The organism is Paucibacter aquatile, from assembly GCF_002885975.1.
Taxonomy (GTDB): domain Bacteria; phylum Pseudomonadota; class Gammaproteobacteria; order Burkholderiales; family Burkholderiaceae_C; genus Paucibacter_A; species Paucibacter_A aquatilis.
Map to the genome: position 1 here is coordinate 1,471,293 of NZ_POSP01000003.1, position 18,656 is coordinate 1,489,948.

Annotated in this window: 17 protein-coding genes; 2 read left to right on the forward strand and 15 right to left on the reverse strand. The window is 66.4% G+C overall.

Annotated elements, in window-relative coordinates; all coding sequences use genetic code 11:
• Positions 1 to 240: 240 nt before the first annotated feature.
• From C1O66_RS09525 to C1O66_RS09540, 4 genes are all read right to left on the reverse strand, one after another.
• On the reverse strand, positions 241 to 1,302 hold the full coding sequence (locus tag C1O66_RS09525) for a S49 family peptidase (protein ID WP_102767660.1): 1,062 nt from the start codon (positions 1,300 to 1,302) through the stop codon (positions 241 to 243).
• A 116-nt stretch (positions 1,303 to 1,418) separates the two neighbouring features.
• Positions 1,419 to 1,850, reverse strand: coding sequence for a Rieske (2Fe-2S) protein (locus C1O66_RS09530; protein WP_102769571.1), 432 nt, complete (start codon positions 1,848 to 1,850; stop codon positions 1,419 to 1,421).
• Positions 1,851 to 1,913: 63 nt separating this feature from the next.
• Complete coding sequence (locus tag C1O66_RS09535; RefSeq protein WP_102767661.1) at positions 1,914 to 2,576, reverse strand: HAD family hydrolase; 663 nt, start codon at positions 2,574 to 2,576, stop codon at positions 1,914 to 1,916.
• A 147-nt stretch (positions 2,577 to 2,723) separates the two neighbouring features.
• The gene (locus C1O66_RS09540; protein ID WP_243392757.1) at positions 2,724 to 3,740 is read right to left on the reverse strand and encodes an RluA family pseudouridine synthase; all 1,017 of its coding nucleotides are present in this window, start codon (positions 3,738 to 3,740) and stop codon (positions 2,724 to 2,726) included.
• Positions 3,741 to 4,747: 1,007 nt separating this feature from the next.
• Here C1O66_RS09540 and C1O66_RS09545 point away from each other — a divergent pair.
• The gene (locus C1O66_RS09545; protein WP_102767662.1) at positions 4,748 to 7,804 is read left to right on the forward strand and encodes an Rne/Rng family ribonuclease; all 3,057 of its coding nucleotides are present in this window, start codon (positions 4,748 to 4,750) and stop codon (positions 7,802 to 7,804) included.
• Positions 7,805 to 8,018: 214 nt separating this feature from the next.
• Complete coding sequence (locus C1O66_RS09550; protein WP_133155155.1) at positions 8,019 to 9,056, forward strand: hypothetical protein; 1,038 nt, start codon at positions 8,019 to 8,021, stop codon at positions 9,054 to 9,056.
• Between the two features lie 35 nt (positions 9,057 to 9,091).
• On the opposite strand, the gene C1O66_RS09555 is transcribed toward C1O66_RS09550, so the two are convergent.
• The 11 genes from C1O66_RS09555 to lepA all read right to left on the reverse strand — a co-directional run bounded on the left by C1O66_RS09555 (position 9,092) and on the right by lepA (position 18,224).
• Positions 9,092 to 9,313 carry an oxidoreductase-like domain-containing protein gene (locus tag C1O66_RS09555; RefSeq protein WP_243392758.1) on the reverse strand — a complete coding sequence of 74 codons (222 nt, stop codon included), beginning with the start codon at positions 9,311 to 9,313 and terminating at the stop codon, positions 9,092 to 9,094.
• A gap of 17 nt (positions 9,314 to 9,330) precedes the next feature.
• On the reverse strand, positions 9,331 to 10,401 hold the full coding sequence (nagZ, locus tag C1O66_RS09560) for a beta-N-acetylhexosaminidase (RefSeq protein WP_102767664.1): 1,071 nt from the start codon (positions 10,399 to 10,401) through the stop codon (positions 9,331 to 9,333).
• Positions 10,402 to 10,441: 40 nt separating this feature from the next.
• Positions 10,442 to 10,837 (reverse strand): holo-ACP synthase, encoded by a 396-nt coding sequence (gene acpS / locus C1O66_RS09565; RefSeq protein WP_102767665.1) that lies wholly within the window; start codon positions 10,835 to 10,837, stop codon positions 10,442 to 10,444.
• The gene (locus C1O66_RS09570; protein ID WP_102767666.1) at positions 10,834 to 11,370 is read right to left on the reverse strand and encodes a GNAT family N-acetyltransferase; all 537 of its coding nucleotides are present in this window, start codon (positions 11,368 to 11,370) and stop codon (positions 10,834 to 10,836) included. Before C1O66_RS09570 ends, acpS begins: the two co-directional genes overlap by 4 nt.
• Positions 11,371 to 11,378: 8 nt before the next feature.
• On the reverse strand, positions 11,379 to 12,173 hold the full coding sequence (locus C1O66_RS09575) for a pyridoxine 5'-phosphate synthase (protein ID WP_102767667.1): 795 nt from the start codon (positions 12,171 to 12,173) through the stop codon (positions 11,379 to 11,381).
• Between the two features lie 53 nt (positions 12,174 to 12,226).
• A complete protein-coding gene (recO, locus tag C1O66_RS09580) occupies positions 12,227 to 13,006 on the reverse strand; it encodes a DNA repair protein RecO (protein WP_102767668.1) in 780 nt (259 codons plus the stop codon).
• Between the two features lie 52 nt (positions 13,007 to 13,058).
• Positions 13,059 to 14,120: a GTPase Era gene (gene era, locus C1O66_RS09585; RefSeq protein WP_102767669.1), complete on the reverse strand. Its 1,062-nt coding sequence runs from the start codon at positions 14,118 to 14,120 to the stop codon at positions 13,059 to 13,061.
• Positions 14,117 to 14,857 (reverse strand): ribonuclease III, encoded by a 741-nt coding sequence (rnc, locus tag C1O66_RS09590; RefSeq protein WP_102767670.1) that lies wholly within the window; start codon positions 14,855 to 14,857, stop codon positions 14,117 to 14,119. The genes era and rnc overlap by 4 nt, the downstream gene beginning before the upstream one ends.
• Positions 14,858 to 14,912: 55 nt before the next feature.
• Positions 14,913 to 15,311 carry a DUF4845 domain-containing protein gene (locus tag C1O66_RS09595; protein WP_102767671.1) on the reverse strand — a complete coding sequence of 133 codons (399 nt, stop codon included), beginning with the start codon at positions 15,309 to 15,311 and terminating at the stop codon, positions 14,913 to 14,915.
• 74 nt (positions 15,312 to 15,385) lie between these two features.
• A complete protein-coding gene (gene lepB / locus C1O66_RS09600) occupies positions 15,386 to 16,360 on the reverse strand; it encodes a signal peptidase I (protein WP_102767672.1) in 975 nt (324 codons plus the stop codon).
• A 55-nt stretch (positions 16,361 to 16,415) separates the two neighbouring features.
• Positions 16,416 to 18,224, reverse strand: coding sequence for a translation elongation factor 4 (gene lepA / locus C1O66_RS09605; RefSeq protein ID WP_102767673.1), 1,809 nt, complete (start codon positions 18,222 to 18,224; stop codon positions 16,416 to 16,418).
• Positions 18,225 to 18,656 lie beyond the last annotated feature (432 nt).

An 18,656-nucleotide genomic window follows, 5' to 3' on the forward strand; every position in this document is an offset into this window, starting at 1 on the left:
AGGGAGGCGCGGGATCGGGACGGCCGGGGGCTCTGCGAAGTGAAGTAAAGGAGGAGGCGCCCGACGCAGTCGGGCGACGGGGGACATGAACGGAGCAGAGCGCCCGGTCGTCCCGATCGTCACCCAAGCCAAGCTCCGCAATGTGCCGACAACCGCCATCCCCAAGAATGGATGCTGCGCAGCAAAAAGGGGCAAATCCTCCCGGACTCGCCCCCTTGGAAACCCAAAGTTTGCCGCGATTCAGCGCATGCTTAAACCGCCTCGCGCGGCCTTGACCGCACCTTCGCCGAGGGCGGCGCCGAAGCGTTTGGCCAGGCGTTCGGCCACGTTCTCGCGCGGCGTGTAGTCGATCACTTCCTCGGCCTTGACCACCTCGCGGGCGACGTAGTCGAGGTTGCCGAACTCATCGGCCAAGCCCATCTTGACGGCCTGTTCGCCATTCCAGAACAGGCCGGAGAACATCTCCGGCGTTTCCTTGAGGCGCTTGCCGCGGCCTTCTCGCACCACGGCGATGAACTGCTGGTGGATCTGGTTCAACATGGCCTGGGCGAACGCCTGCTGCTTGGGCGAGACCGGGCTGTAGGGGTCCAGCATGCCTTTGTTCTCGCCGGCGGTGAGCAGGCGGCGCTCGACGCCCAGCTTTCCCATCAGGCCGGTGAAGCCAAAGCCGTCCATCAGCACACCGATCGAGCCCACGACCGAGGCCTTGTCCACATAGATCTCGTCTGCGGCCGCGGCGATGTAGTAGGCGCCCGAAGCGCACATTTCCTCGACCACGGCAAACACCTTCTTGCCATGCAAGGCCTTGAGGCGCTGGATTTCGTCGTAGACGATGCCGGCCTGCACCGGGCTGCCGCCGGGCGAGTTGATGCGCAGCACCACGGCCTGCGAGCCGGGGTCCTCGAAGGCGTCCTTCAAGGCCGACAGGATCAGCTCGGCGCTGGCTTCGGTGTCGGCCGCGATCTCGCCGCGCACCTCGACCAAGGCGGTGTGCGGCGTGTTGTTGCTCGGCCGGTGCAAATGCGGCGGATACAGAAGCAACCAGGCAGCGAACACCAGCGCCAACAACCAGAACAGGCGGAAGACCAGCCGCCAGCGGCGCTCGCTGCGGCGGTCACGCAGGTACTCACGGGCAAATTCGGCCAGCAAAGGCTCATACGCTACGGCGCCGGAGGCCGGGCTGGCCGCAGCGGCGGCCGCTGCTGTCGCAGGGCCAGGCCGCGCGGCCGGCTCGCTCGCCAGCGGAGCGCCTTCAATCACCGGGTCCGCAATCGGCCGCGGCAGTTCGTCATGGTTGCTCATCTTGGGGTACGGCTCGTTCTGTTCAGAGTGTTCGTTCGGGGCGGGCCCCGAAGAGGGCCGAAAAAGGCCGCAAAAAGGGCCAAATCGATCCGGGGTCGCTTGGTTTGACTGTCAGCCTACTCGGCTTTGGGTGCCGACGCTGCAGGGCGGGTGTCTCGGGAAGGATACCAATAGACCACGCCCTCGCGCTCCTGCACCTCGATCTTGGTCAGGCCCATGCGGCCGCACATGCCGGTGACGCAGCGGCCGGTCAGCGGGTCGTACACCGCGCCGTGGATGGAGCACATGATGTACTGCTTGTCGCCATCAAGGAACTCGCCCTCCTGCCAATCCATCTCGGTCGGCACATGGGCGCAGCGGTTCAGATAGGCCACCACTTTGCCATCGAAGCGCAAGGCAAAGGCCCGCGCCGGCTCGCGGTACTGCTGCACATCAAAGGTGTGGGCGCGGCCACGCTCCTGCAGCGCCTCGGAGCTGCACAAAGGCAGGCCCTCGGCTTGTGGCGATTCCGAAGACGGCGGTGGGGTGAGGCTGGGCGGGAGGCTCATCGAGGGCTTCTTGTTCAAATCCATCAAGGCTGAAATCAGGACAGGTCGGCGGACCACCGGCCCTCAGGCATGCTGCAGCAGCCATTGCTGCAAGTCAGCCACGCTGTGGGCCACATGCAGGGGCTGGAACTCGGCAAAACTGCGGTGATCGTGGGCGCCGTAGCTGACCCCGACGCTGGCACAGCCGGCGTTCAGCGCCAGCTGCAGGTCATGGGTGGTGTCGCCAATCATCAAGGTGCGCTCGGGCTCCGCACCGAACTCGCGCATCAGCTCCAGCAGCATCTGCGGATGGGGCTTGCTGCGGGTTTCATCGGCAGTGCGGCTGCCATCGAAGAGCTGGTCCAGGCCGACCGCGCGCATGGCCTCGTCCAGGCCGCGGCGGCTCTTGCCGGTGGCGACCGCCAGCCAGTGGTGGCGGGCCTGCAAGTCGGCCAGCATCTCCGGCACCCCGGGAAACAGAATCACCTCATGCTGGGCCGCCAGGTAATGGTGGCGAAAACGCTCGCCCATCTCGGCAAAGCGCGCCTCAGGCAGATCGGGCACCGCATGCGCCATGGCCGCCTGCAAGCCCATGCCGATCACATAGCTGGCCTGCGTGTCGCTGGGCCGCGGCAGACCCAGGTCTTCGGCCGCGTTCTGGATGCTGCGGGTGATCAGGGCCGTGGAGTCGAACAGGGTGCCGTCCCAATCAAACGCGATCAAATCGAAACGCTGAGGCCGAGTCATGGATGCCCCTCGCCCAAGGCATGCCTTGGTCGGTCCCCCGAGGGGACGGCGATTCGTGCCGGTTCGACCGGCACGAACATCGCCGTACCGGGCCGGCTTGGGGCGGCCCGGCGCTCGTCCCGAAAATCCAGGTCTTGGTTCATCAAACTACTTTCGACTCAAAGCCGCGACCAAGCGCTGGCATTCCTCGGGCAGAGGTGCCAGCAGCTCGATCTCCTCGCCCTCGCGGGCCGGGTGGTTGAAGCGTAGACGCTGGGCGTGCAGAAACATGCGCTCGAAGCGGTGCTCGCCGCGCGCCAGGGCCCGGTTGGCTTCGAAATCGCCGTACTTGGGGTCGCCGACGATGGCATGGCCGCCGTGAGCCAGGTGCACGCGGATCTGGTGCGTGCGGCCGGTCTTGATGGTCACGTCCAGCAGGCTGTAGCCATTCAGGGCCTGGGCCACCTTGACCAGGCTGATCGAACGCTTGGCCTGCTCCGCCTGTGGATCATGTGAATTCGTCACCGCCCTCACCCAGCGCTCGCCATCGCTGCCCACGAACTTGAGCAAGGGCACGTCGATCACCTTCAGATTGGCTGGCCAGACCCCGGCCACCAGGGCGGCGTAGGTCTTGCCGGTTTCGCGCTCGCGAAACTGATCCTGCAGCGCGACCAGGGCGCTGCGTTTCTTGGCGATCAGCAAAAGGCCCGAGGTTTCCCGGTCCAGACGGTGCACCAGCTCCAGAAACTTGGCCTGCGGCCGGGCCTGGCGCAGCTGTTCGATCACGCCGAAGCTGACGCCCGAGCCGCCGTGCACGGCCACGCCGGCCGGCTTGTTGATGGCCAGCAGGTGATCGTCCTCAAAAACCACCGGGAACTCGCGCGGCGGCACGTACTCCCCCGCGGCTTCCGCTGCCCGCTCGGGCAGGCGCACCGGCGGGATGCGCACCTCATCGCCGAGCTCCAGCCGTGTGTCGGCCTGCGCCCGGCCCTTGTTCACCCGCACCTCGCCGGCCCGGATGACGCGGTAGACATGGGTTTTGGGCACGCCCTTGAGCTCGCGCAGCAGGAAGTTGTCCAAGCGCTGGCCGGCCGAACCGTCGTCGATCACCACGCGCCGGACCTGCGCGGCCGAGGGCGGCAGCGGGGCTGTGGCGTCGGCTGCCGGCTTTCGCGCCGAAGCCACCGGCGCCGCCGACGTACCCAATGGGCGCGCTCCGGGCTTCACCGGCACCCGCTCGCCCAGCAAGGGGCCGGCTCGGCGGCCGCCGGCTCGGGCCGGCGCCTTGTTGCCCGGGCGGGCGGTTTTGTCGGTGGCCCGGCCGGGTGTTTTGGCAGCGCTGGCAGCGCCCGATTTGGGGCCGGACTTCCGGGTTTCTGTGGCGGCCGGTGCTCTGGCTTTAGCCCTTATAATGTTGCTCACCACGTTACTGCCGTAAGTATTTGATTTTTCTGATTTTACCCGGGCTCAGGCCCGCGCAGGATCGGGCAGGAATCAAGGCCAGACTCAGGTCAGGGCCACGGCGGCGAGGTGGCGATGGGGCTTGATGCCCGTCAAGCACGTGGTCTTGAACCCCATCAACAACTGGTGATGCAACACAAATGCCCAGCGGCGGGCCCTGTCCCCAAGTGACACGGCGGCGGCTGAGTGTGTGTGGCAGAGCGATGTAGAACGAACCACGCCGTATGGGCGCCGCCGACCTTTGAATCGCGGGGCGCATGGGGCAGCAGACAAGGTATTCCACGGCGGCAGGCCGGTCGATCAAGAGTCAGACCGCCTGCTGCTCGCGTCCAACAGTCCTCGCGGATGATTTCCCTCACTCCCCCCACCCCCCACCGCTTTGCATGCAGCCCCGGCCCCGCGCCGGCGAGGCTGGCGCGCCGCCGTGGCCGGGCCGCGCAGCATCCCCGGGCCTTTGGCGCCCGCGCTGCGCGTTCATGGGAGCGGGCCTCCGCGCCGCCTGTTGCGCCGCACGCGCCAACGCTGGCCCACTGAGCGTCCACCCACACCGGTGGCGATCAGGGTCAGTCCAGGGCGATTCCTTCCTCGGTTCCTCCGCATCGCCCGTGCATCGATGAGTCGCCGCCCGGCTTCGGTCCTTCCGGATTGACGCCGCCGCGGTGACGCGATGTGTGAGCGCGCGAACCGCTCGGGCCAGAAACCCGACGGCCGCGCGCGAGGAGTGATGTCAAATGAAACGCATGCTGATCAATGCGACGCAGCCGGAAGAACGGCGCCTCGCAATCGTTGATGGCCAAAAGCTGCTCGACTTCGAGACCGAAATCGAAGGCCGCGAACAGCGCAAGGGCAATATCTACAAAGCGGTCGTGACCCGCGTCGAGCCCTCGCTCGAAGCCTGTTTCGTCGATTACGGCGAAGACCGCCACGGTTTCCTGCCCTTCAAGGAAATCGCCCGGCAATACTTCCGTGAAGGCGTGGACGTGCGCTCGGCGCGCATCCAGGACTGCATCAAGGAAGGCCAGGAACTGCTGGTCCAGGTCGAAAAGGAAGAGCGCGGCAACAAGGGCGCAGCCCTGACCACCTTCGTCTCGCTGGCCGGCCGCTACCTGGTGCTGATGCCCAACAACCCGCGCGGCGGTGGCGTGAGCCGCCGCATCGAGGGCGAAGACCGCGAAGAGCTCAAGGAAAACCTCGACCAGCTCGAATACCCCAAGGGCATGAGCCTGATCGCCCGCACCGCCGGCATCGGCCGTTCCGCCGCCGAGCTGCAGTGGGACCTGAACTACATGCTCAAGCTCTGGACCGCCATCGACGATGCGGCCAAGGGTGGCAAGGGCGCCTACCTGATCTACCAGGAATCCAGCCTGGTGATCCGCGCGATCCGTGACTACTTCACCGCCGATGTCGGTGAAATCCTGATCGACACCGACGACCTGTTCGAACAGGCCCACCAGTTCATGAACCACGTGATGCCCGACCAGGGCCATCGCGTGAAGCGCTACCGCGACGACGCGCCGCTGTTCAGCCGTTTCCAGATCGAACACCAGATCGAAACCGCCCACAGCCGTACGGTCAACCTGCCCTCGGGCGGCGCCATCGTGATCGACCACACCGAAGCGCTGGTGTCGGTGGACGTGAACTCGGCCCGCTCGACCCGCGGCGGCGACATCGAAGAGACCGCCACCCGCACCAACCTCGAAGCCGCCGATGAAATCGCGCGCCAGATGCGTCTGCGCGACCTGGGCGGCCTGATCGTGGTCGACTTCATCGACATGGAAGAGTCGAAGAACCGCCGCGAAGTCGAGCAGCGCCTGCGCGACGCCCTGCGCAATGACCGCGCCCGCGTGCAGTTCGCATCGATCAGCAAGTTCGGCCTGCTGGAAATGAGCCGCCAGCGCCTGCGCCCGGCCCTCAGCGAAGGCAACCACATCACCTGCCCGCGCTGCAACGGCACCGGCCACATCCGCGACACCGAGTCTTCGGCGCTGCAGATCCTGCGCATGGTCCAGGAAGAGGCGATGAAGGACAACACCGCCGCCGTGCACGTGCAAGTGCCGGTGGAAGTGACCTCCTTCCTGCTGAACGAGAAGCGCACCGAGATCACCAAGATCGAGTTGAAGCAGCGCGTCACCGTGCTGCTGGTGCCCAACAAGCACCTCGACACGCCCAACTACAAGCTGGAACGCCTGCGCCACGACGACCCACGCCTGGAAAACCTGCAAGCCAGCTACACCATGATCGAGGAGCCGACCGATGAGGTGGGCATCACCCGTCGTGGCGACAGCGACAAGGGCCGCAGCAAGCAAGAGCCGGTGATCAAGGGCATCCTGCCCGAGCAACCCGCGCCCATGCCCACGGCACCGGCCCCCAAGGCCGAGCCGGCAGCACGCGCCGCATCGCCGGCCGCAGCACCGGTGGCCGCAGCCCCGGCCGCTGGCGGTGGCTTCTTCGGCTGGATCAAGAGCCTGTTCGGTGGCCCGGCAGAAGCCCCGGCCGCGGCCCCTGCTGCCGCCAAGCCGGCTGCAGGCAGCACTGCTGCAGCAGCAGGCGGTGAGCGCAAGCGTGAAGGTGGCCGTGACGGCGCCCGCGGTGGCCGTGGTGGCCGCGCCGAGCGCGGTGGTGAGCGCGGTGGTGAGCGTGGTGGCGAGCGTGGCGATCGCAACGGCAAGCGCGAAGGCGCAGGCCGCAACGAGCCCCGCTCGGAAGCTCGCGGTGAAACGCGTGCAGAGGGCCGCCCCGAGCGCACCGAGCGTCCGGAACGCGCCCGCCGCCCTGAGCGCGCCGAGCGCCCGGAAGGCGTCGAAGGCCAACGCCCGGAACGTGCAGAGCGTCCGGATGGCCGCCGCCCGCGCGGTGATCGCCCGGAACGTGGCGAACGCAGCGAGCGCGGTGAGCGCGCCGAACGTGGTGAGCGCGTCGAGCGCAATGCCGAGCAGCAGCAAGCCGCTGCCGCCCTGCCCGCCAGCCTGAACGACACCCCCGCCGACTTCGTCGACACCGTGCCCGAAGGCGCGCTGAACGCTGGTGAAAACGGCGCCGAGGCTGCCGCTGGCGCCAACGGTGAAGAGCGTCAAGGCCGTGGCCGCCGCCGCCGCCGTGGTGGCCGTGACCGCGAAGAGGGTCGCAACGTCGAAGCCGGTGAAGCGGTTGAAGGCGCCGACACGGCCGAGGGCGCTGAGCCCAAGGCAGCGGCAGCCAGCGAGGCCGAGAGCGGAGCCGGCAGCGATAGCGCCAACGGCACCGCCGCTGAAGCTGGCAGCCACGAGTCTGGCGATCGCCCCGAAGCGGGTGAGGGCCAGGAAGGCCGCCGCCGCCGTGGTGGCCGCGATCGTGGCCGCCGCGAGCGCCGTGACGACCTGGCCGAAGGCCAGAGCAGCGAACACGCAGCCACCCAGGGCGACAGCGCAGAGGCCCTGGCCCCTGCGGCCGCACCGGTGCAACTGAGCCTGGCACCGGAAGCGAGCGACGCTGCAGCAGCCGCGACGCCGGCCGCTGCACCTGCCCCCGCTCCGGCTGCCGCCGCGCCAGCCGCTCCCGTGGCAGCGCCGGCCCCGGTCTTCGCCCTGCCGATGGACGAGTTGCACGCCATCGCCGCCTCCAGCGGTCTGCAATGGGTGAACTCCGACGCGGACAAGATCCGCGCCGCCCAGGAAGCCATTGCGGCCGAGCCCAAGCCGGTCCATGTGCCGCGCGTGCGCCCGCCCATGGTTGCCCTGGACGAAGGCCCGCTGGTGCTGGTCGAGACCCGCAAGGACCTCTCGCAGTTCAAGCTGCCTTTTGAGCAGTAAGTAAAAAGAGGAAAGAGGCGCGCCGTGGCCCCGAGCCCCGGCGCGAAGCTCTCGCCCTTTAGAGGGCTGGGCAGCCAAGACCGCCCCGCCGACAATGCCGCCTCGCTGCACCGCCAGCCAGGCGGCTTTTTTTCGACCGGGTTTCAGCGCACGCACCAACCAGGCCTTTCCCCTAAGCACCCCATCACACTCACCCGAGGGAGTCTTGTCCATCATGTTGACGTCTCAACACCCCAAGCGCAGCCTATTGACCCACGGCTTGAGCGCCCTGCTGATCCTCAGCGCCGGCCTGCTGCCGACCGCTCAAGCCGCCTCGGCCAAGCCCAAGGCCGCTGCCGCGGCAATCGCCAGCGCCGCCACGAACGAAGTGGAACTGCGCTTCTTCCCCCTGCCCCAGCAACGCCATCAGATCCATTCGGTCATGCGCATGAAGATGGACATGCGCATGGAGCCCTTCGAGGGCATGAGCGAGGAAGAGCGCGCCAAGATGGAGCAGGCCATGCAGGCCGCCAAGATGCCCATGAGCATGCGCAGCGAGTTCGACCAGCAAGTCACGACCACGGCCGCTGACAAGCAAGGCAACTTCCAGCTTCAGCTGCGCGGCAAGAGCCTGCCCCTGGAGATGAGCAATGCCGCCGGCGAGCGCGTGGGCCCGCCCAAGGCCACGGTCGACATCAAGATCGACGCCAAGCTGAACCAGAAGACCGGCAGCTTCCAGTCCATGAAGATGGCCGGCATGGATGCCGCGAGCAGCGGCCTGTCCGAAGGGCTGCTCAAGCAATTGCTGAGCAGCATGAGCGCCCTGGAAGGCCGCCGCCTCAAGGTCGGCGAATCGGCCGAGATGCCGCTGGACATGGCCTTGCCAATTCCCAAGGGCCCGGGCATGGACCTGAAGATGCTGGGCCGCTACACCCTGGTCAAGCTGGAAAACGGCGTCGCTGATTTCGACGTCGGCGTGAACATCACCATGGCCATGAACGATGACAAGGCCGAAGCCGCTGTGGCTGCTGCCGCCGCTGCAAGCTCGGCCGCCAGCGCCCCGGATGCCACCGCCTCCGCGCCGGCCGCGCCGCTGATGACCGCCTCGGGCCAGGGCCAAGGCCGCATGAGCTGGCGCGTGGCCGACCGCCTGGTCCTGAATCAGGCCATGAACCTGGCCATGAACATGCGCATGCAAGCGCCGGGCAAGCCGGTGATGAACATGAAGGTGGACATGGAGATGGAAGCGAGCGGCAAGAACCTCAAACGCTGAGTGTTTCAGTGGCGGGGGCCGGAAGCGCGTCCCCGCTACTGCGCTCGCTGCCGCGCCTCCCAGGCCCTCAGGGCCTGGCGATACTGGTCCATGGCCAGATCGTGCAGGTCGAAGATGCAGGGGTCGCAGCCATTGCCGCAGCAGGCGTCCAGGTCGGGTGCCACGGGCGGCTCGGGCCGGGGGTCGGCCGCGTTAGCCGCACTGGCAGCGTTGGCTGCATCAGCCATCGCAGGAGCGACGCCGGCATCCTTGTTCATGACCGCAGCCCCCGGCTTCAAGGCAGAGTCTGCAAGGCCTGATGGTAGGCCGGTTCATGCATGAGCTCGTCCCAGGTCAGCGGCGCCGATTGCGGCAGCAGGCCTGCGCGGCGGGCCTCGCTCTCGGCGCTGGGCTGCCAGTCGCCGCGGGCCTGTGCGGCTTGCAGGCCGTCCAGGAATTCATCCAAGGCCCGGCCACCGTCGACATTCGACTGATTGCACAAGAGCACCAGATCGCAACCGGCTTGCAGGGCCGCCAGCGCCGCGTCCACGTAGCCGATCGCACGCCCTTCCAGCACGCGGGCGCCGGCCATGCCCAGGTCATCGCTGAAGATGGCGCCGCCAAAGCCCAGGCGCTCACGCAGCACCTCCTGCAACCAGCGGGCACTGAATCCGGCCGGGCGGGCATCGACCTTGGGGTAGATCACATGGGCCGGCATCACCGCGCCGGTGCTCATGACCAGCCATTCAAACGGCTTCGCATCCTCGGCCAGGATGGCCTTGAGGCTGCGCCGGTCCACGGGCACCTCGGTGTGAGAGTCGGCCTTGACGTAGCCATGACCCGGGAAATGCTTGGCGCAGCTGGCCATGCCGGCCAGCAACAAGCCATGCTGCAGGCTCTTGGCCAGCAAGGCCACCACGCGTGGGTCGCGGTGGAAGCTGCGGGTGCCGATGACAGAGCTCTCACCGTAATCCAGGTCCAGCACCGGGGCAAAGCTGAAGTCCACGCCACAGGCGCGCAGCTCGGCGGCCAGCACGAACCCGGCAGCCGTGGCCGCCGCGGTGGCCTGCAGCGCATCCTCCATCCATAACTCGCCGAGCCGACGCATGGCCGGCAGGTGGGTGAAGCCATCGGTCTGGAAACGCTGCACGCGGCCGCCCTCATGGTCCACACAGATCAACACATCCGGTCGGATGGATTTGATGTCGGCCGTCAGCGCCAGCAGCTGGGCGCGGCTCTCGAAATTGCGGGCGAACAGGATCAGGCCGCCGACCAGGGGGTGGCGCAGGCGCACACGCTCGGCCTCGCTCAGGCTCAGGCCGGCGACATCGAGCACCACGGGGGCGTGTTGCAGGTTTACTTCCATCGTCTTTGTCCGTCTTTGTCCGTCTTCCTGCGGCCTTGCTTCAGGCCAGGGTCTCGACCACCACAAAGCTGGTCGCGTAATCGGTTTCGTCGCTGACGCTGACCAGGGCGCGCAGGCCCTGGGCTTCAAACCAGCGGGCTAGCTCGCCATGCAGGCGGATCTCGGGCTTGCCACTGGGCGCGTTGAGGATCTCGCAGTCGCGCCAGTTCATGGGCATGCGCATGCCCAGACCGATGGCTTTCGAGAAGGCCTCCTTGGCGGAGAAGCGGGTGGCGAGAAAACTCAGGCCCCGGCTCTCGGCGCGCGCACGGCGGGCGCGAAAGACCTCCAGCTCTTGCGGACCCAGCACTTTTTCCGCGAAGCGCTCGCCGCGCCGCGCCAGGGTCTCGCGCATGCGGCGGATGTCGCAGACATCGGTGCCGATGCCGTAAATCATGCCTCGGGCTCCAGCGGTGCCCAGCCCAGCAACTCATTGCGATGCTGCTGGCCGCCCAGTTCGAACCAGGCCTCGCCCCAGAGGCTGGCACCTTCGCGGCGGTAGAAACGCAAAGCGCCTTCGTTGCCGATCCAGGCACTGAGCCACAGCGAACGCTCGGGCCAGGTCTGGCGCGCCTGGTGCAGCAGCTTCAAGCCCAGGCCCTGGTTCTGGCTGTGCGGCGCCACGTAAAGCCGCTTGAGCTCGACCGCCTGGCCGGACACAGCCACCGGGCAGACCGCGCTGTCGTCCAGATGCGCCCAGGCCAACAAGGTGTCGCCCCGCTCGATCACCCAGTGACGATTCAGATCGATGGACTGGCGCAGCAGCTGTTCGTCGAAATCACGCTTCAGGTACTCGGCCACCGTGCTGTTGACGCCGCCCTCGGCGGCATAACGGTCCAGCCAGACCCAGCGCGCCAAGGCAGCGATGCGCAGCGCATCGTCGGGCTCGGCCGGGCGCAGGTCGAGGAATGCCGGCTTCTTGCTGCTCATGTCGGTGCTCAGGCTGCGTAAGCGCGCTGGATGCTGCGCAGGTACTCGCGCACGGTCTCGGTGTAGCCCAGCTCCAGGGCATCGGCGATCAAGGCATGGCCGATGGACACCTCTCGCACACCGGGCACGGCGCGCAGGAACAGGCTCAGGTTGTCGCGGTTGAGGTCGTGGCCGGCGTTGATGCCCAGGCCCTGGGCCAGGGCGGCCTCGGCCGTGCGGGTGAAGCCGGCCAGCACCTCGGCCTCGCGGGCAGTGCCGAAGGCGCTGGCGAAGGTCTCGGTGTAGAGCTCGATGCGCTCGGCGCCCAACGCGGCCACATGGGCCATGGCCTCGGGCAACGGGTCCATGAAGAGGCTGACGCGCACGCCCAGGCTTTGGCATTCCGCGATCAGCGGCGCCAGGCGCTCGCGATCGGCCGGCAGGTTCCAGCCGTGGTCGGAGGTGAACTGGTCCTCGCTGTCAGGCACAAAAGTCACCTGGTGCGGACGCAGCTCACGCACATAGTCCATCAGGTTCTGGGTCGGGTTGCCCTCGATGTTGTACTCGGCATGCGGCCACTGCTTCATCAGCGCCGCCAGCTCGCGCACATCGGCCGGGCGGATGTGGCGCTCGTCGGGGCGCGGGTGCACGGTGATGCCCTGGGCCCCGGCCAGCAAGCAGGCCTCGGCCGCGCGCAGCACGCCGGGAATGCCCAGGTGTCGTGTGTTGCGCAGCAAGGCCACCTTGTTGACATTGACCGACAAGGCGCAGCGCTGGCCGTGCGAATGGACGGCCGAGGCCTCGGGAGCGAGCAAAGGGTTCATCGTTTCCAGTTCCAGCAAATATCAGTCAGGGCGGCCGGGGCTGCGCCCAAGCTTCAGTCGAGCAGCTTCTGCACATCCAGCATCACCTGGCGGGTGCGCAGCGGCTTGCCGCCCAGATGATAGTGAAGCAGGCCGCGCAGCGCTGACTTGAGCTGCGGCAAGACCGGAGCGCAGGCCTGCTGCAGTGCGGCCATGCTGCCGTGCAGCAGCGCGGCTTGCAGATGGATCCAGGTGCTGCCATCCAGGCCGCCTGCTTCGACGGACAAGGGTTGAATGCCGGCCTCGGCAGCCAGACCATAGCTGCGTTCCAGCTGCAATGGCGCCTGCGTCAACGTCACGACGCTGAGGTCGGGCAGCAGGCCGGTCTCCACCAGCAGGCGCAGCTCAAACGCGCGCAGCGCCGCCTGCGACTGCGCATCCTCGTTGGCATGCAGCTGCGGCAAGGTCTGGGCATAGGCTTCGAAGAGCAGCGGATGGGCATCCTGCCGGGCCAGCAGCTTGAGCAGCAGCTCGTTCAGGTAATAGCCCGAAAACAGCGCGGCGCCGGCCGGCAAGGTGCTGCCGCCGGCCCATTCGGCCGCGCGCAGGGTGACGACCTCGGCCGGGTTGCCATCCGTGGATTTGGCCGGTTTGGACAGGGTGACCTGGATGCGCTGAAAGGGCAGCAGCACCGCGCGCAGCTGCGAGTACGGCCGCTTGGCGCCCTTGGCCACCACGGCCAGACGCCCCTGCTCACGGGTGAAAAGGTCGAGGATGAGGCTGGACTCGCTCCAGTCGTACTGGTGGAGCACAAAAGCCTGCTGAACCGCAGGTGCGCGCGCGCCGCGGGCCATCAGCGAACGGGCCGCCGGTCAAACCGGTCAAACGAGAAGCACGCCAGCGGCTTCACTCGTAGCCGTAGGTGCGCAAATGTTCTTCGCTGTCGGCCCAGCCCGAACGCACCTTGACCCAGAGTTCCAGGAAGACACGGCCATCCATCAGATGCTCCAGCTCCTGGCGCGCCTCGGAGCCGATGCGCTTGAGGCGCTCGCCGCCCTGGCCGATGATCATGCCCTTGTGAGCATCGCGCTCGACCACGATGGAGGCCGAGATGCGGCGCAGCTCGCCCTCGTCTTCCCATTTGTCGATGATCACGGTCGAGGTGTAGGGCAGCTCGTCACCGGTCAGGCGGAACAGCTTCTCGCGGATGATTTCGCTGGCCAGGAATTTCTCACTGCGGTCGGTCAGCGCGTCGCCGTCGTAGAACCAGCCCTGCTCGGGCAGGTAGGGCTTGAGGATCTTGAAGAGGCGCTGGACATCGGCGTCCTTCTTGGCCGAGAGGGGCACGAATTCGCTGAAGTTGCGGCGCTCCTGCATGCTCTTGAGCCAGGGGGCCAGATCGGCGCGGCGCTGCACGGCGTCCAGCTTGTTGGCGATCATCACCACCGGCTTGTCCTGCGGCAGCAGGGACAGCACCTTGGCATCGTCCAGGCCGAAGCGGCCCGCTTCCAGCACATAGAGCACCAGATCCACATCGCCGAGCACGCCGTGCACGGTGCGGTTCAGGTTGCGGTTGAGCGCCGCGTTGTACTTCATCTGGAAGCCGGGCGTGTCCACGAACACGAACTGCGCTTCGTCCACCGTGCGCATGCCGGTGATGCGGTGGCGCGTGGTCTGCGCCTTGTCCGAGGTGATGCTGACCTTCTGGCCGACCAGGGCGTTGAGCAGGGTCGACTTGCCGACATTGGGCCGGCCAACGATGGCGATCAGGCCACAGCGCTGGGGCGTGCCGTCGGCCATCTTGCCGCCGCTGGCTTGCGCGGCGGCTGCGGCCTCGGGCGAGAGCGAGGTCGCGCCCGAGCCGGCCGCGGGAATGGGCGGCAAGGCATAGGTGACGACGGGTGCAGGAGAGGCCGACGAAGCTTCAGGCGAAGTGGCGTCGTCCGGCGTGGTGGGGGTGTGGGTCATGGGGTGTCGGCGCGGGGCCGCTCCTTGTCGCGCAAGCCAGAACTTGGCTTGTCGAGGGCAATCAGTTCGTCGAGCAGGCGACGGGCGGCTTCTTGTTCGGCAATGCGGCGGGACCGGCCCTCGCCGCGCGTGGCCAGCTTCAGCGCAGGCACGACGCACTCAACCTCAAAGGTCTGGGCATGGGCCTGGCCGCGGGTGTCGGTGATGCGATAGGTGGGTACGGCGAGGCGGCGGGCTTGCAGCATCTCCTGGAGCGCGGTCTTGGCATCCTTGGCCCAGCGGTCGGTGGCCGCACCGGCCAGCAAATCGCCCAGCATCTTGCGCACCACCTCGAGCGCGGCCGGGTAGCCGGCGTCGATGAAGGTGGCGCCGATGATGGCTTCGAGGGCGTCGGCCAGGATGGAGGGGCGCTGCGCGCCACCGCCCTTGGCCTCGCCATCCGAGAGGCGCAGCACCTGGGGCAGACCCAGATCGAGCGCCAGGCGGTGCAGGCTGTCTTCGCGCACCAGGTGGGCGCGGATGCGGGTCAGGTCGCCCTCGTCGGAGCCGGCATAGCGCTCGTACAGCAGGCTGGAGACGGCTAGGCTCAGCACCGCGTCGCCGAGGAACTCCAGGCGCTCGTTGTGATCGCTGCTGAAGCTGCGGTGCGTCAGGGCGCGGCTCAGCAGCTCCGGCTTGCTGAAGCGATGACCCAGGCGTTGTTGCAAGGCGAGAAGAGGCGCAGCACTGCTACTCATGCGGACACAGACGTTGAAAATGCGGGCGCCAGCGACCGAAGCGGCGAAAACGCCATCAACGGGACTTGCCCTGGTACTTGATCAAGAGATAGACAGGGCCGGCCAGATCGACCTGCTTGTCGTAGGCGAAGCTGATCTGCAGCTTCTCGTTGTCCTTGCTGATCACCAGATCCTGGCTGGAAATGCTGACCATGGAGTATTCAACCTGCTGAGCGCGCTCGAACTCGGCGCGCACGGCCGGCACGGTGGCCGGGTTGGCCGCAGCAATGCGATCGACCACACGTTGAATGGTGTAGAACTCCAGCACGGTCGGGATGACGCGGGCGATCACCACGCCACCGAAGGCGAGCAGAACACCCCAGAACAGCAGACCCAGAAGGCTGATGCCGCGCTGTGATCGCGCTTGGGCACCCGAATGGCAACGCTGGCCTGGATTTGACTGACGACGAAGCATCGAAACGTCCTCTCCCTGAAGTTTCAAACCGGATCTTTGCCGGGCGAGACCGCAGCCCCGCCGTTCAGGCCGCCTCAATGGAAGGGGCCAATGCGCTTGAGGTTACCGAAATTCATCCAAACAAAGAAGGCCCGGCCGACGATGTTTTCATCGGGCACAAAGCCCCAGAAGCGCGAGTCCCCGGAGTTGTCGCGGTTGTCGCCGATCATGTAGTAGTAACCCGCCGGCACCGTGCAGCGCACGCCTTCGATGGTGTATTTGCACTGGTCCTGGTAGGGGAACGGGCCATCCGGACGGTTGGGCTGGAAGATGGGCTGCGCCTGTGGGTTGACCAGCATCTGATGCTCCTTCTCGCCCAGCTTCTCCAGGAAGCGCGGACGGTAGGTCATCGAGCTCTCGTCGTAGAAGTCACCCTGGGGTTGGACTTCGGTCGGCTTGCCGTTGATGTAGAGCTTCTGGTTCAGGTAGGCCACCTCGTCGCCGGGGATGGCCGCCACGCGCTTGATGAAGTCCACGCTGGTGTCCACCGGCCAGCGGAACACCATCACGTCGCCGCGCTTGACCTCGTTGTTGGAGATGATCTTCTTGTTGATCACCGGCAGGCGCACGCCGTAGTGGAACTTGTTCACCAGGATCAAGTCACCGACCAGCAGGGTCGGCACCATCGAACCCGAGGGGATCTTGAACGGCTCGAACAAGAAAGAGCGCAGAAAGAACACGGCCAGGATGACCGGGAACAAGCCGGCAGTCCAATCCATCCACCAGGGCTGCTGCAGGATCTGCTGACGTGCCGCCTCGACATCCCCATCGACACGGCTGATGCCCTGGGCGGCCAGGGTCTGGCGGCGCTGGGCATCGGCATCGAGCAGGGCCTGGGCGGCACGAGCTCGGGCCGGCTGGAAATGAAAGCGCTCGGCCAGCCAGTAGGCCAGCGTGACCACGGTCAGGATGAAAAGCAGAAGGGAGAAGTTGCCGCTCCAGTAGCCGGTGTACCAGCCGCCCAGGTAAGCGACCAGGGCCGCGTAGAGAATTCCGGTCAGAGCACTCATCAATCGATCGCTTGGTTGGGAGGAAGGGAGAAGAAAGAAGGCCGGGCGACGGCGGTCAGTCGTCCACTTGCAGGATGGCCAGGAATGCTTCTTGAGGCACCTCGACGGAGCCGATCTGCTTCATGCGTTTCTTGCCGGCCTTTTGCTTTTCGAGCAGCTTGCGCTTGCGGGTGATGTCGCCACCGTAGCATTTTGCCAGCACGTTCTTGCGCATCGCCTTGATGTTCTCGCGGGCGATGATGTTGGCGCCAATGGCAGCCTGGATCGCCACGTCGTACATCTGACGCGGGATCTGCTCGCGCATCTTGGCCGCCACGGCGCGGCCGCGGAACTGGCTCTGCGCGCGGTGGACGATGATGGACAGAGCATCGACGCGGTCGCCGTTGATCAGGATGTCGACCTTGACCACATCGGAGGCGCGGTACTCCTTGAACTCGTAGTCCATGGAGGCGTAGCCGCGCGAGACCGACTTCAGCTTGTCGAAGAAGTCCAGCACGATTTCGGCCAGCGGCATTTCATAGGTCAGCATGACCTGGCGGCCGTGGTAGGCCATATTGATCTGCGTGCCGCGCTTCTGGTTGGCCAGGGTCATGACCGGGCCGACATAGTCCTGCGGCATGTAGAGGTGCACGGTGACGATGGGCTCGCGGATCTCGGCGATCTTGCCGACCTCGGGCATCTTCGAGGGGTTCTCCACCTCGATCACCGTGCCATCCCCCAGCACCACCTCGTAGACCACGCTGGGCGCGGTGGTGATCAGGTCCTGGTCGAACTCGCGCTCCAGACGCTCCTGCACGATCTCCATATGCAGCAGGCCCAGGAAGCCGCAGCGGAAGCCGAAGCCCAGCGCCTGCGAGACTTCGGGTTCGTAGCGCAGCGAAGAGTCGTTGAGCTTGAGCTTCTCGAGCGCATCGCGCAGTTGGTCGTACTCGCTCGATTCGGTCGGATACAGACCGGCAAACACCTGGGGCTGGATTTCCTTGAAGCCGGGCAAGGCCTCTTCGGCCGGGCCGAGGTTGTTGGGCAGCTTCTTTTCCAGCGTAATGGTGTCGCCGACCTTGGCAGCCTGCAGCTCCTTGATGCCGGCAATCACAAAGCCCACCTCACCGGCATTGAGCTGATCGCGCTTTTCGGACTTGGGCGAGAAGACGCCCAGATGCTCGGCCGGGTAGATGGCATTGGTGGCCATCATGCGGATGCGCTCGCCCTTGCGCAGCGTGCCGTCCACCACGCGGACCAGCATCACCACGCCGACGTAGTTGTCGAACCAGCTGTCGATGATCATGGCGCGCAGCGGCGCCTCGACCACGCCCTTGGGCGGCGGGATGCGGGCGATCACGGCCTCGATGATTTCATCGATGCCCATGCCGGTCTTGGCGCTGCAGGGGATGGCGTCGGTGGCGTCGATGCCGATCACGTCTTCGATCTCGGCCTTGGCGTTGTCCGGATCGGCGCTGGGCAGGTCCATCTTGTTCAGCACCGGCACCACTTCCACGCCAAGGTCCAGCGCGGTGTAGCAGTTGGCGACGGTCTGTGCTTCCACGCCCTGGCTGGCGTCCACCACCAACAGCGCGCCCTCGCAGGCCGACAGCGAGCGGCTCACTTCGTACGAGAAGTCCACATGCCCGGGCGTGTCGATCAGGTTGAGGTTGTAGGTCTTGCCGTCCTTGGCCGTGTACTGCAGGGCTGCGGTCTGGGCCTTGATGGTGATGCCGCGCTCGCGCTCGATGTCCATCGAGTCCAGCACCTGCGCTTCCATCTCGCGGTCCGAGAGACCGCCACAGCGTTGAATGATGCGGTCCGCCAGCGTGCTCTTGCCGTGGTCGATGTGGGCGATGATGGAGAAATTGCGGATGTGGTTCATGCTTTTACAGACTGAGCTGGGCTGGAGTCACAAAGGGCGGGAGCCCGGGCAGCGCAAGCTCTCAATCGCGGCGCGATGTGATGGCCACACAAAGGCCGAACGGCGGGTAAAAAAAAGGCACGTCGAAACGGTGACGCGCCTTCCAACAAAAGGTATGGCAACTGCTTGTTGGGCTTCCATTGTAGCCAAAAGGTCCTGTCTGGAAACCGCGCCCCGCCGGGATTGCCCGTCGTTGCGGCCCGCCAACATGGATTTTGTCCACAACTTATTCACAGGCTTATCAAGGCGCGCTGGCATGGTTTTTGAAAACCTTGCAGCCCGCCCGCCTGCGCCTCCGTCGGCCCGGCATTTTCGTCACGCTTGACTCGTGTTTACGTCTTTCGCCGGCCGCAAAGAGGCCAGGCGAACTCCGGATTCTAGCCGACAGCGACA

Excerpts from the sequence above, each read along its gene's own strand:
- C1O66_RS09525 (WP_102767660.1), bottom strand. The coding sequence starts at position 1,302 with ATGAGCAACCATGACGAACTGCCGCGGCCGATTGCGGACCCGGTGATT.
- C1O66_RS09530 (WP_102769571.1), bottom strand. The coding sequence starts at position 1,850 with ATGAGCCTCCCGCCCAGCCTCACCCCACCGCCGTCTTCGGAATCGCCA.
- C1O66_RS09535 (WP_102767661.1), bottom strand. The coding sequence starts at position 2,576 with ATGACTCGGCCTCAGCGTTTCGATTTGATCGCGTTTGATTGGGACGGC.
- C1O66_RS09545 (WP_102767662.1), top strand. The coding sequence starts at position 4,748 with ATGAAACGCATGCTGATCAATGCGACGCAGCCGGAAGAACGGCGCCTC.
- C1O66_RS09550 (WP_133155155.1), top strand. The coding sequence starts at position 8,019 with ATGTTGACGTCTCAACACCCCAAGCGCAGCCTATTGACCCACGGCTTG.
- C1O66_RS09555 (WP_243392758.1), bottom strand. The coding sequence starts at position 9,313 with ATGAACAAGGATGCCGGCGTCGCTCCTGCGATGGCTGATGCAGCCAAC.
- nagZ (WP_102767664.1), bottom strand. The coding sequence starts at position 10,401 with ATGGAAGTAAACCTGCAACACGCCCCCGTGGTGCTCGATGTCGCCGGC.
- acpS (WP_102767665.1), bottom strand. The coding sequence starts at position 10,837 with ATGATTTACGGCATCGGCACCGATGTCTGCGACATCCGCCGCATGCGC.
- C1O66_RS09570 (WP_102767666.1), bottom strand. The coding sequence starts at position 11,370 with ATGAGCAGCAAGAAGCCGGCATTCCTCGACCTGCGCCCGGCCGAGCCC.
- C1O66_RS09575 (WP_102767667.1), bottom strand. The coding sequence starts at position 12,173 with ATGAACCCTTTGCTCGCTCCCGAGGCCTCGGCCGTCCATTCGCACGGC.
- recO (WP_102767668.1), bottom strand. The coding sequence starts at position 13,006 with ATGGCCCGCGGCGCGCGCGCACCTGCGGTTCAGCAGGCTTTTGTGCTC.
- era (WP_102767669.1), bottom strand. The coding sequence starts at position 14,120 with ATGACCCACACCCCCACCACGCCGGACGACGCCACTTCGCCTGAAGCT.
- rnc (WP_102767670.1), bottom strand. The coding sequence starts at position 14,857 with ATGAGTAGCAGTGCTGCGCCTCTTCTCGCCTTGCAACAACGCCTGGGT.
- C1O66_RS09595 (WP_102767671.1), bottom strand. The coding sequence starts at position 15,311 with ATGCTTCGTCGTCAGTCAAATCCAGGCCAGCGTTGCCATTCGGGTGCC.
- lepB (WP_102767672.1), bottom strand. The coding sequence starts at position 16,360 with ATGAGTGCTCTGACCGGAATTCTCTACGCGGCCCTGGTCGCTTACCTG.
- lepA (WP_102767673.1), bottom strand. The coding sequence starts at position 18,224 with ATGAACCACATCCGCAATTTCTCCATCATCGCCCACATCGACCACGGC.